This window comes from Cellulomonas sp. C5510, from assembly GCF_019797765.1.
In the GTDB taxonomy this organism is placed as follows: domain Bacteria; phylum Actinomycetota; class Actinomycetes; order Actinomycetales; family Cellulomonadaceae; genus Cellulomonas.
The window spans coordinates 3,722,329-3,735,081 of record NZ_CP081862.1; the positions used below are offsets into that span (position 1 = coordinate 3,722,329).

Below are 12,753 nucleotides of genomic sequence, written 5' to 3' on the forward strand. Positions count from 1 at the left end.
CGACATGCATCGGCGCGCCGAGGGGCGGACATGAGGGCTCCGGGCGGATTGCTCCCGGTCCGGGGGCGCGGGAGACGTGCCGGGGTCGCCCGGACGGGTGACCCGCTCCGCCCGGCGGGCCGGTGGCGGTCACCCGTCCCGTGCGTAGCCTGGGCGGGTGCGCGTCGTGGAGGTCGTCCGTCCGGGTGGTCCGGAGCAGCTCGCGGTCGCGGACCGCCCCGACCCGGTGCCCGGCCCGGGCGAGGTGCTGGTCCGCACCGCCGCCGCGGGCGTGAACCGCGCGGACGTCCTGCAGCGGCAGGGGCACTACCCGCCGCCCGCCGGCGCGCCCGACTGGCCGGGGCTCGAGATCTCCGGCGAGGTCGCCGGTCACGGCCCGGGCGTCGACGCCGCCGCCTGGCCGCTCGGCGCCCGGGTCGCGGCCCTGCTGCCCGGTGGCGGGTACGCGACGGCCGCGGCCGTGCCCGCCGGCCTGCTGCTGCCGGTCCCGGAGGGGATCGAGCTCGTCGACGCCGCCGGGCTGCCGGAGGCGGTGTGCACGGCCTGGTCGAACCTCGTGGACGCGGGGCGGCTGCGTGCCGGCGAGACGCTGCTCGTCCAGGGCGGCTCCGGGGGCGTCGGATCCGTCGCGGTCCAGCTCGGCGCCGCGCTGGGGGCGCACGTCGTGGCCACCGCCGGCGGCCCCGACCGCGCTGCCCGCTGCCGGGAGCTCGGCGCCCGGACCGTCGTCGACCACCGCGCCACCGACGTGGGCCAGGCGGTGCGCGAGGCCACCGGGGGGCACGGCGCGGACGTGGTGCTCGACGTGCTGGGGGCCGGGGGCCTCGCCACGAACCTGGGGGCGCTCGCCACGGGCGGGCGCCTGGTCGTCATCGGCACGCAGCGCGGCACCCGCGGGGAGATCGACCTGGGCCTGCTCCTCGCCCGGCGCGCCAGCGTCATCGGCACGACCCTGCGGTCCCGCCCGGTCGCCGAGCGGGCCCGGATCGTCGCCGACGTCCGCGCGCACGCCTGGCCGCTGCTGACGGACGGCCGGTTGCGACCGGTGGTCCACGCGCGGCTGCCTCTGGAGCGGGCGGGCGACGCGCACCGCCTGCTCGACTCCGGCGAGGTGTTCGGCAAGGTCGTGCTCACCGTCTGAGGGCCGGACCGCGATCGCCCGAGCGCCCGCGCCCGTGGGTCCGGCGCGCGGGGCGCGTGCCGGGCGGGGCCACGCGCGAGAGGATGGCGGCATGAGCGAGCCCAGCGTCCCCGGCCGGAACCCGCGCATCGTCGTGCTCGGCGGCGACGACCCCGGCGCGGAGCAGGCACCCGGTGCGACGGACGGCCCGTCCGGCCCGTCCGGCCCGGCGGACGACGCCACCGAGGACCCGGCCGCGGTCGTCGGCCAGCCGGCGAAGGTCATGCGGATCGGCACGATGATCAAGCAGCTGCTCGAGGAGGTGCGCAGCGCCCCGCTCGACGAGGCGGCACGCGCGCGGCTCGCCGAGGTGCACGAGCGGTCCCTGCACGAGCTGGAGGACGGCCTGTCCCCCGAGCTCATCGACGAGCTGCACCGCATCACCCTGCCGTTCGCCGACGAGCAGACCCCGAGCGACGCGGAGCTCCGCATCGCGCAGGCCCAGCTCGTCGGCTGGCTCGAGGGTCTGTTCCACGGCATCCAGACCGCCCTGGTCGCCCAGCAGATGGCCGCGCAGGCGCAGCTCACGCAGATGCGGCGGGCCCTGCCGGGCGGGCGGCCGGTGCCGGGCGGCCCGGGCGTGCCCGGCGCGGCGGGCGGCCCCACGGGCGACCCCGGACCCGGTCAGTACCTCTAGGCCGCCGGCCGGTCCGAGCGGCCCGAGCGGCCCGCGACGTCAGCCGTCCGCGCGGCCCGGGTCGCGGCGGGTCGCGGTCAGGACGATCGCCACCGACACGCACGCCAGCCCGACGACCTCCCACCCGTGCGGCCACTGCCGCAGGGCGACCGCCCCGACCACGGCCGCCGTCGCCGGGAGCATCGCGAGCAGGACCGCGAACGTCGCGGCGGTGACCCGGCGCAGCACCACCTGCTCGATCGCGTACGGCACCACGGACGACAGCACGGCGATGCCGAGCACGGCGAGCGCCAGGCGCGCGTCGTGCAGGACGGGCGCGGAGGGCGCGGCGAGGAACGGCGCCCCGACGAGGGCGCCCGTGGTCATGCCGACGGCCAGCGAGGTGATCCCGTCGGGCCGTGCAGGCGAGGTGCCTGCCGCGGCGGCGCCGACCTCCCCGTCCGCCCCGGCGGGCCGGCGGGCGCTCCCCTGCGCCACGCGGCGCCCGAGCACGATGTAGCCCGCCCAGCACGCCGCGGCCAGGCCGATGGCGACGAGCCCGCGCAGGCTGTCCTCGCCGCCGCCGCTCAGCTCCACGCCGGCCAGCGCCACGACGCCGGCCGCGGCCACGACGATGCCGAGCCGCTCCCGCCACGTCCGCCCGGTGACGGCCGCCACGGCGACCGGGCCGATGAACTCGATCGCCACGGCGGTGCCCAGGGGCAGCACGTCGATCGCCACGTAGAACGTCACGTTCATGGCGGCGAGCACCACCCCGAACAGCGCGGCCGCGCCGAGGTCCGCGCGGGTCCAGCGCGCGCGCCACGGCCGGCGCCACGCGAGCAGCACGAGCGCCGCGACCGCGATCCGCAGCCACGCCACGGTGGGGGACGGGACGACGGCGAACAGCGCCACCGCCAGGGCGGCGCCGCCGTACTGCGCGAGGCCGGAGACGAGGAACAGCGCCGGCGCCGGGACCCGGGCGAGCGCACCGCCCGGACCACCGCCGAGGCGGCCACCGCCCGCGCCGTCGCCACCCGTGCCGCCCGGGCCGGCGTCCGTCCGCGACCCCGGCGCGGCCGGCTCCCCGGGGGCCGAGGGCGTCCCCTCCGTCGTCGCGCGCATCGACGTCGCACTCTACGCACCGCTCGGGCAGCACGACGCCCCGGTGCGGACGTGCGCACCGGGGCGTCGTCGCGTCAGCCCTTCACGGACCCCGCGAGCAGGCCGCGGACGAAGTACCGCTGCAGCGAGATGAACACGATCAGCGGCACGACCATCGAGATGAACGCGCCGGCCGTGAGCACGTGCCAGTCGCCGCCGCGGGTGCCCGCCATCTCGGCGACCGCCACCGTCAGAGGCCGCGAGGTCGGGTTGGCGAACGTGAGGCCGACGAGCAGGTCGTTCCACACCCACAGGAACTGGAAGATGCCGAACGCCGCGATGGCCGGCACCAGGAGCGGCAGGAGCACCCGGAAGAAGATCTTCACGTGGCCCGCGCCGTCGACCCGCGCCGCCTCGACGAGCGACGACGGGATCTCCTTCATGAAGTTGTGGAGCAGGAAGATCGCCAGCGGCAGCGCGAAGATCGAGTGCGACAGCCACACCGTCCAGAACGACCCCTCGACGCCGACGCTCACGTAGTCGCGCAGCAGCGGGACGAGCGCGACCTGGAGCGGGACGATCTGCAGGGCGAACACGGCGACGAACAGGAACTCGCGACCCTTGAAGTCGATCCACGCGAACGCGTACGCCGCCAGCAGCGCGATCGTGATCGGGATGACCACGGCCGGGAGCGTGATGACGAACGAGTTGACGAAGTACGTCGCCAGGTCCGCGCCCGACCCGAACAGCGCCTGGTCGTAGTTGTCGAGCGTGAACTCGGCGTCACCGGAGAACAGCCCGCCGAACACCGTCCACCAGCCGGAGCGCCGGATGTCGAGCTCGGGCCGGAACGACGTGACGAGCAGGCCGATCGAGGGGATCGTCCACAGGACCGCGATGAGGATCGCCGCGAACGAGGCCCAGGGCGACGACAGCTTGCCCTTGGTGGCGATGGCCCGGCGCTCGAGGCGGCTGAGCCGGCGCGAGCCGACTGACGTCGAGCCGGTTCCCGAGGCCGCCTCGTCGATGGCGGCGGCCGTGGGGACCACAGGGGGCGGGGGTGTGGACGTCATCGGATCTCCTCCGCCTTCCGCAGCTGCCGCACGTTGTAGATGACGATCGGGATCACCAGGATGAACAGGATCACCGCGAGCGCGGCGCCCAGGCCCTGGTTGTTCTGCCGGAAGGACTGCGTGTAGAACTCGTTCGCGATGACCTGGGTGTTGAACTGCCCGCCGGTCATGGTGCGCACGATGTCGAAGACCTTGAGCGTGCCGATGGCGATGGTGGTCAGCACGACGACCATCGCGGGGCGGATGGACGGCACGGTGATGTACCGGAACATCCGCATGCCGCCGAGACCGTCGAGGCGCGCGGCCTCGACGATGTCGTCCGGGATCGCCTTGATGGCCGCGGAGAGCACGGTCATCGCGAAACCGGTCTGGATCCACACCATCACGACGATGAGGAACATGGTGTTCCACGGCGAGTTGATGAGGAACTGCTGGGGTTCGAGGCCGATCCACACCAGCACCTGGTTCAGCAGACCCGTCTGCTTGACCCCGGGCTGGTTCGGCTTGAACTCGTAGACGAACTTCCAGATGATCGAGGCGCCCACCATCGAGATGGCCATGGGCACGAACACGAGCGCCTTGGCGAGCTTCTCGAACCGCGTCCGGTCCACCAGCACCGCGTAGACCAGACCGATGCCGGTGGACAGCAGCGGGACGAGCACGACCCACATCGCGGTGTTGACGAGGACGTTCTGGAACTGCCCCTCGGTCAGGGCGCGCTGGTAGTTGTCGAGCCCGATGAACTCGTTGCCGCGCTTGTCGAAGAACGAGTTCCAGAACGTGATGATCGCCGGCCGCACCAGCCCGAAGGCCAGCAGCAGCAGCGCCGGCCCGGCGAACGCCGTGGCCACCACCCAGCGCGGGATCCTCTTGGGGCGGTCCACCAGGAAGAGGATCGCGCCCATCACGACGACGAACAGGACGATGGCGAACCCCATGAGGGCGAACTTCTCGCCAGGCGTCGATGCTTGCGTCAGCCAGTCCATGTGCCCCTCCGAGCCACGTCGGCCTGCCCGGCCGGCCGGGGCGGACCCCCGGCCGGCCGAGCAGGCCGCTTGCCGATCAGGTGATGTCGACCGTGCAGGTCAGGACGACGGCCAGGAGGCCTCGATCGCGTCCGTGACCTCCTCGGTGGAGGAGCCCGTCAGCCAGTTGACGATGCCGGTCCAGAAGGTGCCGGCACCCACCTCGCCGGGCATCAGGTCGGACGCGTCGAACCGGATGACGGCGTCGGGGTCGGAGAGGATCTCGGCCGACAGCTTGTCGAAGTCGGTGGCGAGGTTCTCGGTGTCGAGCCCGTTGTTGGCGCTGACCCAGCCGCCCATCGGGGTGGCCTTGGCCTTGGCGTTGGCCCAGTCCGCGGAGGACAGGTAGGTCTGGAACGCCTGGACCTCGGGACGGTCGTTGAAGGCCGCCACGAACTCACCGCCGCCGAGCACCGGCTTGATGTCGGTCTGGTTGGTCGGCAGGTAGAACGCGTAGACGTCACCGTCCGGCGCGACCTCGGTGCCCTCCGGCCACTGCGTGGCGTAGAAGTTCGCCGCGCGGTGCATCCAGCAGGTGCCGTCGAGGATCGGGTAGCCCGCGTCCGTCCACGGGGTGGTGGCGATGGAGTCCACGCCGCCGAGGCCCGCGTTCACGTAGTCGGGGTTCTTGAGGATCTCGCCGACCGTGTCGAAGGCCTCGTTGACCTGCGGGTCGTTGAACGGGATCTCGTGCGAGTACCACTGGTCGTAGACGTCCGGGCCCGCGGTGCGGAGCATGACGTCCTCGACCCAGTCGGTGCCCGGCCAGCCGGTGGCGTCGCCGGACTCCACGCCCGCGCACCACGGCATGGCACCGGCGTCGACGATCTGCTGGGACAGGTCCATCATGTCGTCCCAGGTCTCCGGGATCTCGTACCCGGCGTCCTCGAACATCGCCGGCGAGTACCAGACGAACGACTTCGCGTTGGCGCCGAGCGGGGCCGCGTAGAACGTGCCGTCGACCGACCCGTAGTCCTTCCACGACTCGGAGAAGAACTCGTCCACGTTGGCCGCGGTCGCGTCGGGCGCCGGGACGATCGCGTCCGGGAAGTCCTGGACGATCGTCTTCAGCAGGCCGGGCTGCGGCAGGTACGCGATGTCCGGGGCGTTGCCGGCCTGGATGCGGACCAGCAGCTGGGCCTCGAACTCACGGGAGCCCTCGTACTCCACCGTGACGCCGGTGCACTCCTCGAACGGGGTGTACGAGTCCTCCTGGGTCTTCTGCTCGGGCTCGACGATCGACGTGTAGACGGTCACCGTGGTGCCGTCGAGGTCGCCGAACTCGTCGTAGGCGGAGCAGTCGATCTCGGACGACGCGCCGGTGTCCCCGCCGCTGCCCCCCGTGCTCTCGTCGCCCGAGTCGCCCCCGGAACATGCCGTCAGCGCGAGCGCGAACCCGAGCCCGCCGGCGACGACGACGCCTGCCCGGCGTCGACGAATCCTGGTCATGCTGTGCCTCCACCTCGTCGTGGTTGCCGACCGGGGCGGGTACGCCCGGTCCGTGCTCCCTATGCAAGCGTTTACATGGCCGGTGCACAACCGGTTCCGGGCTACGGACCGGTCACGATTTGGTCACGCACCCGGGCGGTCGACCCGCGCTCCACCAGCGTCGTCGGGAACAGCACCTCCCGCGGCACCGGCGCGCCGGTGATCATCTCGAGCAGCATCGAGGCCGCGGTGACGCCCTGGTCGTGCGCGTTCTGCGCCATCGTCGTCAGGTCGAGGTGCTCGGCCATCTCGTGCCCGTCGACCCCCACCACCGACACGTCGTCCGGCACCCGCAGGCCCCGGTCGCGCAGCGCGAGGATCGCGCCCATCGCCATCTCGTCCGACGCCGCGAACACGGCGGTGACGTCCGGGCGGCGGTCGAGCAGCGCGTGCATCGACGCCCGCCCCCCGGCCACGTCGAAGTGCCCGTGCACCTCCAGGCCCTCGACCGCCAGGCCACGGGCGGACATCTCGGCGCGCCAGCCGGCCGCGCGCCGCACCGCCGGGGACCAGGGCAGGCAGTCGTCGGGTTCGCCCGACAGGTGCGCGATCGTCCGGTGCCCCAGGTCCGCCAGGTGCGCGACCGCCGTGCGCGCGGTCGCCACGTCGTCCAGCCCGACCGTGACCCGGCCCGGTGCCCCCGCGCCCACGAACACCAGCGGGTAGCCGAGGTCCTCCAGCGCCGCGACCTCCTCGGCCTCGAGCGGCAGGCCGACCACGAGCACGCCGTCCACCCGCCGCCGCAGCACGTCCGGGTCCACGCGCAGCCGGCGCACGTCGCGGCTCAGCTCGAACGTGTAGAGCAGGGCGTCGAAGTCCTCGACCCGCAGCGCCCGCTCCGCGCCCTCGATGACGTGGGCGAAGAACCAGTGCGCGACCCAGGGCGTGATGAGGCCGATCGTCCGCGTCCGGCCCGAGGCGAGCGACGCGGCCGACGGCGACGGCACGTAGCCGAGCTCGTCCGCGGCCCGGCGCACCCGCTCGCGCGTGGCGGCGGTGACGTTCGGCAGGCCCCGCAGGGCGCGCGACACGGTCGCGGTGGACACCCCGGCTGCCCGGGCCACGTCGACGATGCCGTGCGCCATGGCGGGGATTGTGCTCCGCGGGCCCGTGCCCGGTCCACCGTGCGACCCCGTGGGAGCGCTACCGCTTTTGCCGCGCCGCAGGACGGCCGGGGCCGCGTCCGCCGACACGGGCCGGCGGTGTCAGTGGCCGATGCTGCGCAGCACCGCGACGACGCCGTCGTCCGCGATCGTGCCGGTGACCTCGTCCGCCGCCTGCCGCACCGCGTCGGGCGCGTGCCCCATGGCCACCCCGCGCGCCGCCCAGCGCAGCATCTCGACGTCGTTGCCCCCGTCGCCGACCGCGACGGTCGCGAACGGCTCCACGCCGAGCCGCCGGCGCAGCTCCTCCAGCGTGCTGCCCTTCGACACGCCACCGGGGGTCAGGTCCAGCCACGCGCTCCAGCCGACCGCGTACGACACCTGGTGCAGGCCCACTCGCTCGACCAGGGCGTGGAACTCCTCGGGCGTGCTGCCCGGGTCGCGGATGACGACACGCGTCGCCGGGCTCGCGCACAGCTCCTCGAACGTCGACACGCGCTGCTCCCCCGTCAGCTCGCCGTCCGGGAACGGCCGGGACACCAGGAACCCGCGCCCCAGGTCCTCCACCGCGAAGAACGCATCGGGCAGCTCCATCTGCAGCACCCGCAGCACGGGCTCGGGGTCGAACGTCGTGAGCTCGACGACCTCGTAGCCCTCCGGCCGCTCCGGGGCGACCCGTGCGAGCACCGCCCCGTTCGAGCACACCAGCCAGCCGTCGTCGATGCCGAGGTCGCGCGCCACCGGGACGGTCGCCAGGACGGCGCGGCCCGTCGCGAGCACGACGTGGGCGCCCGCCTCCCGCAGGGACGCGACACACGCGCGCACGTCGTCCGAGACGACGCCGTCGTAGGTCATGAGCGTGCCGTCGACGTCCAGGGCGACGAGCGTGCCGGCCACGGTGCGCGGGTGGGTCATCGCGACCCGCCCCCCGCGGCCGCCGCGGCCCGCACCGGCTCCAGGACCTCCAGGCCGCCGAGGTACGGCCGCAGCCCCTCCGGCACCCGGACCGAGCCGTCCGCCTGCTGGTGGTTCTCGAGGATCGCGACGATCCACCGCGTGGTCGCGAGCGTGCCGTTCAGCGTCGCGACCGGGCGGACCTCGCCGTCCGCCGTGCGCTCCCGGACGCCCAGACGGCGGGCCTGGAACGTCGTGCAGTTGGACGTGCTCGTCAGCTCGAGGTAGCGCTGCTGGCTCGGCAGCCACGCCTCGCAGTCGAACTTGCGTGCGGCGCTGGACCCGAGGTCGCCCGCCGCGGTGTCGATGACGCGGTACGGCAGGTCGACCAGCGCGAGCATCTCCTCCTCCCAGCCGAGGATGCGCCGGTGCTCCGCCGCGGCGTCCTCGACGGTGGTGTAGGAGAACGCCTCCACCTTGTGGAACTGGTGCACGCGGATGATGCCGCGGGTGTCCTTGCCGTACGACCCGGCCTCGCGCCGGTAGCACGCCGACCAGCCCGCGTACCGGCGCGGCCCCGCCGACAGGTCGAGGATCTCCCCCGAGTGGTAGCCCGCGAGCGCCACCTCGCTGGTGCCCACCAGGTACAGGTCGTCGGCCTCGAGCCGGTAGATCTCGTCCGCGTGCGCCCCGAGGAACCCGGTGCCCGCCATGATCTCCGGCTTCACCAGGGTCGGCGTGATGACCGGGGTGAAGCCCACCGCCAGCGCCCGGTCCACGGCCGCGTTCAGCAGCGCGAGCTCCAGACGGGCGCCGATGCCCGTGAGGTAGTAGAACCGCGCGCCGGAGACCTTCGCGCCGCGCTCGGTGTCGATCGCTGCGAGCCCCTCGCCGAGCTCCAGGTGGTCCCGCACCGCGAAGTCCGGCCCGTACTCGGCGGCGAAGTCGCGCGGCGTGCCCTCGTGCCGCAGCACCACGTAGTCGTCCTCGCCGCCGGCGGGCACACCCTCCTCGACGACGTTGCCGATCCGCCGCGCGAGCTCGGTCGCGAGCGCGTCCGCCGCCTCCGCGTCGGCCTGCAGCGCCTTCACCTGCTCCGCGAGCGTCTTCGCGCGGGCCAGCAGCGCCTGCTTCTCGTCGCCCTGCGCGGACGCGACCTGCTTGCCGAGGGACTTCTGCTCGGCACGGAGCGTCTCGAAGTCGGTGAGCGCCGCGCGGCGGCGGGCGTCGGCGTCGAGCACCTGGTCGACCAGCCCGGGGTCGTCGCCGCGGGCCACCTGGCTCGCACGCACGACGTCCGGATCCTGGCGCAGCAGCTTCAGATCGATCACACGGCGAGCCTACCGACCGCGGGCCCCGACCGGCGGAGCCGGCCCCGACCGGCCCGGTCCGCGCCCGCTCCGGCGCGGACCGGGCCGGAGCGTGGGCGCGACCGGGCGCCGCGCCGTAGATTCCTCGCATGACCTGGGAAGCCTGGCTGTCCGTCACCGCTCTCGTGCTGTCGGTGGTGGCCACCGGGGTCGCGGTGGCCGCGTGGCGGGGCGGCGCCGCGCGACGCACCGGGGCCGGGCGCCCCGCCCCCGCCCCGGGCACCCCGACGGGCGGACGCGACGAGCCGGACCGGCAGCCCCCGCTCGTCGCGTTCGTCGCCAACCCGTCCAAGCCGGGCGTGCCGGACCTGCGCGCGACCGTCCGCCGGGCGTGCGCCGAGCAGTACCTGCCCGAGCCGCTCTGGCTCGAGACCACCCCGGAGGACCCGGGCATCGGCCAGGCGCGGGACGCCGTGGCCCGGGGCGCGGACGTCGTGGTCGCGCTGGGCGGCGACGGGACGGTGCGCGCGGTCGCCGAGGCCCTCGTCGGGACCGGCGTCCCGATGGGCCTGGTCCCGGTCGGCACCGGCAACCTCCTGGCCCGCAACCTCGACATCCCGCTCGGCGACCCGCTGGCGGCCCTGCAGATCGCGCTCGACGGCACGGACCGGACCATCGACGTCGGCTGGCTCCGCGTGATCCGGTACGAGTCGCTGGTGGACGACGACATCGCGGAGGCCGCCGACGAGCTGCCCGCGGACACCGACGTCCCCCGCGACCACATCTTCCTCGTCATCGCCGGGCTGGGCTTCGACGCGGCGATGGTCGCCGACGCGGACGACGAGCTCAAGGCGCGGGTCGGCTGGATCGCGTACTTCGTCGCCGGCATCAAGCACCTGCACGGCCGGCGGCTGCGGACCGTGCTGCGGCTCGACGACGCCCCGCCGGCGAACGCCCGGGTCCGCTCGCTGCTGATCGGGAACTGCGGGCGCCTGCCCGGCGGGATCACGCTGCTGCCCGATGCCGAGCTCGACGACGGCTGGCTCGACATCGCCGCGATCGACACCCGGGGCGGGGTGGCCGGCTGGGCCCAGCTGTTCGGGGAGGTCGTGCTGCAGGGGGTCGGCGTCCGCAACCAGCTCCCGGCCAAGATCGGCCGCATCGACCACACCCGCGCCCGCGAGGTCCACCTCACGGTGGCCGGCGGCGAGTACGTGCAGGTCGACGGCGACGTCCTCGGCCACGTGACGGAGCTGTCGGCGCGCGTCGACCCGGCTGCGCTCGTCGTGCGGGTGGCGCGCGCCTGACGGCCCGGGCACCCCGCCCGTCAGACGCTCGTGCCGCCCCGCACCGACCGCAGCCACTCCCGGGCGCCGCGGAAGTCGGCGTCGGACGTCCCGAGGTGCACGTCGGCGGCCTGCCCGTCCGCCCGCGGGTAGGAGCCGAGGTACCGCACGTGCGGGCACACCCGGTGCAGCCCCATGAACGCCTCGCCCATGCGCTCCTCGGCGATGTGCCCCTCGGCGTCCATCGAGAACGAGTACCGGCCGAGCGAGTCCCCGATGGGCCGGGACTCGATGCGGGACAGGTTGACGCCCCGCGCGGCGAACTGCTCGAGCATCGTCAGCAGCGCGCCCGCCTCGTTCGACGGCAGGTGCACCACCAGGGTCGTCTTGTCCGCGCCGGTGGGCGCCGGCACCGCGCCGGGCGTGCCCACGACGACGAACCGGGTCACGGCGTGCGGGTTGTCCGCGACCCCCTCCGCGAGCGCCGCCAGGCCGTAGTGCGCCGTCGCCGCCGGCGGCACGAGCGCCGCGTCGAAGCCCAGCGCCCCCTCGGCGCCCGCGTCCGCCAGCAGGGCGGCGGGTGCCGTGTTCGAGGCCGCCGGCACGTGGACGGCACCCGGCAGGTGCTGCGCGAGCCACCGGCGGCACTGCACCCACGCGTGCGGGTGCGCGGCGACGCGCCGCACGTCCGCGAGAGCGACGCCCGGCCGGCCCACCAGCGAGAAGCCCACCGGTACCAGCACCTCGCGCTGCAGCACCAGCGGGGTGCCCACCGCGAGGGCGTCCAGCGTCGCGGTGACGCCGCCCTCCACCGTGCTCTCGATCGCGACGACCGCGTGGTCGGCCTCCCCGGAGCGCACCGCCTCGATGGCGGTGACGACGTCGGGCTGCGGCAGGTAGACGGCCTCCTCGGGGCTCGCCACCTGCCGCAGCGCCACCTCCGTGAAGGTGCCCGCGGGGCCCAGGTAGGCGTAGCGGGGACGACCGGGCATGGGGACCTCCGGGTCGGGCGGTGGCGGTGCGGCGGGACGGACGGGGCGACAGGGACGGGCGGACGCGTGGGACGCGTGGGGACGGCGTGAGCACGCTGTGGGGCGGGCGTGCACGTGCCGACCGGGGGCGCCCTGGCGACCCGCCCGAGCGTAGTGCGCCCGTACGCTGGGCCGGTGCCCCTGCCCACGCCTGCCGCCGCCCTGCCCGCCGCCCGGGCGCCCCGGGGGACGCGCGCCGCCCGGGTGGCGGCGCTGCTCGCGGCGCTGCTGGTGCTGGCCCTGGGGTGGTCCCCGGCACCGGCGGTGGCCGGCACCGGCACGACGGCCCCGGCCGCCGCCGACGACGAGCACCCCGTCGTCCTCGTCGGCGCGACCGGCCTGCGCTGGGACGACCTCGGCTCGCTGACGACGCCGGCGCTGTGGCAGCTCTCCCGGGAGGGTTCGCTCGGCACGACCGTCGTCCGGTCGGTGGGGTCGTACACGTGCCCGAGCGCGGGGTGGCTCGCGGTGTCGGCGGGCGGTCGCGCGGACGACCTCCGCGTGCCGGACGGCACGTGCCGGACGCTGCGCGACCCGCTCGCGAACGGCGCCGTCCCGGGCTGGGCGGACTACGTCGCCGCGACGGACGCGTCCTCGTACGCCTCGCGCCTGGGGCTGCTGGGCGACACGCTCGCGGACGCGG

Annotated in this window: 11 protein-coding genes; 3 read left to right on the top strand and 8 right to left on the bottom strand. The window is 74.8% G+C overall.

From position 1 onward, the window contains the following. Window positions 1–157: 157 nt before the first annotated feature. Together K5O09_RS17120 and K5O09_RS17125 are read left to right on the top strand one after the other, a co-directional pair. A complete protein-coding gene (locus K5O09_RS17120) occupies window positions 158–1,141 on the top strand; it encodes an NAD(P)H-quinone oxidoreductase (RefSeq protein ID WP_222170665.1) in 984 nt (327 codons plus the stop codon). Window positions 1,142–1,232: 91 nt separating this feature from the next. Further along, window positions 1,233–1,817, top strand: coding sequence for a bacterial proteasome activator family protein (locus K5O09_RS17125; RefSeq protein WP_222170666.1), 585 nt, complete (start codon window positions 1,233–1,235; stop codon window positions 1,815–1,817). Window positions 1,818–1,856: 39 nt separating this feature from the next. On the opposite strand, the gene K5O09_RS17130 is transcribed toward K5O09_RS17125, so the two are convergent. From K5O09_RS17130 to serS, 7 genes are all read right to left on the bottom strand, one after another. Then, the gene (locus K5O09_RS17130; protein WP_222170667.1) at window positions 1,857–2,921 is read right to left on the bottom strand and encodes a DMT family transporter; all 1,065 of its coding nucleotides are present in this window, start codon (window positions 2,919–2,921) and stop codon (window positions 1,857–1,859) included. Window positions 2,922–2,995: 74 nt separating this feature from the next. Beyond that, a complete protein-coding gene (locus K5O09_RS17135; protein ID WP_222170668.1) occupies window positions 2,996–3,973 on the bottom strand; it encodes a carbohydrate ABC transporter permease in 978 nt (325 codons plus the stop codon). Then, window positions 3,970–4,959 carry a carbohydrate ABC transporter permease gene (locus tag K5O09_RS17140; protein WP_222170669.1) on the bottom strand — a complete coding sequence of 330 codons (990 nt, stop codon included), beginning with the start codon at window positions 4,957–4,959 and terminating at the stop codon, window positions 3,970–3,972. The genes K5O09_RS17135 and K5O09_RS17140 overlap by 4 nt, the downstream gene beginning before the upstream one ends. Window positions 4,960–5,058: 99 nt before the next feature. Beyond that, a complete protein-coding gene (locus K5O09_RS17145; protein WP_222170670.1) occupies window positions 5,059–6,447 on the bottom strand; it encodes an ABC transporter substrate-binding protein in 1,389 nt (462 codons plus the stop codon). Between the two features lie 101 nt (window positions 6,448–6,548). After that, the gene (locus K5O09_RS17150) at window positions 6,549–7,571 is read right to left on the bottom strand and encodes a LacI family DNA-binding transcriptional regulator (RefSeq protein WP_222170671.1); all 1,023 of its coding nucleotides are present in this window, start codon (window positions 7,569–7,571) and stop codon (window positions 6,549–6,551) included. A 120-nt stretch (window positions 7,572–7,691) separates the two neighbouring features. After that, a complete protein-coding gene (locus tag K5O09_RS17155; RefSeq protein WP_222170672.1) occupies window positions 7,692–8,504 on the bottom strand; it encodes an HAD family hydrolase in 813 nt (270 codons plus the stop codon). Next, entirely contained in the window at window positions 8,501–9,814 is a 1,314-nt protein-coding gene (gene serS, locus K5O09_RS17160; RefSeq protein WP_222170673.1) for a serine--tRNA ligase, read from the bottom strand. Before serS ends, K5O09_RS17155 begins: the two co-directional genes overlap by 4 nt. Window positions 9,815–9,942: 128 nt before the next feature. Between serS and K5O09_RS17165 the strand changes: the two genes are divergently transcribed. After that, window positions 9,943–11,100 (top strand): diacylglycerol kinase family protein, encoded by a 1,158-nt coding sequence (locus K5O09_RS17165; protein WP_222170674.1) that lies wholly within the window; start codon window positions 9,943–9,945, stop codon window positions 11,098–11,100. A 20-nt stretch (window positions 11,101–11,120) separates the two neighbouring features. Here K5O09_RS17165 and pheA read toward each other — a convergent pair whose 3' ends face one another. Beyond that, complete coding sequence (pheA, locus tag K5O09_RS17170) at window positions 11,121–12,071, bottom strand: prephenate dehydratase (RefSeq protein WP_222170675.1); 951 nt, start codon at window positions 12,069–12,071, stop codon at window positions 11,121–11,123. Window positions 12,072–12,753 lie beyond the last annotated feature (682 nt).

Excerpts from the sequence above, each read along its gene's own strand:
- K5O09_RS17125 (WP_222170666.1), top strand. The coding sequence starts at position 1,233 with ATGAGCGAGCCCAGCGTCCCCGGCCGGAACCCGCGCATCGTCGTGCTC.
- K5O09_RS17130 (WP_222170667.1), bottom strand. The coding sequence starts at position 2,921 with ATGCGCGCGACGACGGAGGGGACGCCCTCGGCCCCCGGGGAGCCGGCC.
- K5O09_RS17135 (WP_222170668.1), bottom strand. The coding sequence starts at position 3,973 with ATGACGTCCACACCCCCGCCCCCTGTGGTCCCCACGGCCGCCGCCATC.
- K5O09_RS17140 (WP_222170669.1), bottom strand. The coding sequence starts at position 4,959 with ATGGACTGGCTGACGCAAGCATCGACGCCTGGCGAGAAGTTCGCCCTC.
- K5O09_RS17145 (WP_222170670.1), bottom strand. The coding sequence starts at position 6,447 with ATGACCAGGATTCGTCGACGCCGGGCAGGCGTCGTCGTCGCCGGCGGG.
- K5O09_RS17150 (WP_222170671.1), bottom strand. The coding sequence starts at position 7,571 with ATGGCGCACGGCATCGTCGACGTGGCCCGGGCAGCCGGGGTGTCCACC.
- K5O09_RS17155 (WP_222170672.1), bottom strand. The coding sequence starts at position 8,504 with ATGACCCACCCGCGCACCGTGGCCGGCACGCTCGTCGCCCTGGACGTC.
- K5O09_RS17165 (WP_222170674.1), top strand. The coding sequence starts at position 9,943 with ATGACCTGGGAAGCCTGGCTGTCCGTCACCGCTCTCGTGCTGTCGGTG.
- pheA (WP_222170675.1), bottom strand. The coding sequence starts at position 12,071 with ATGCCCGGTCGTCCCCGCTACGCCTACCTGGGCCCCGCGGGCACCTTC.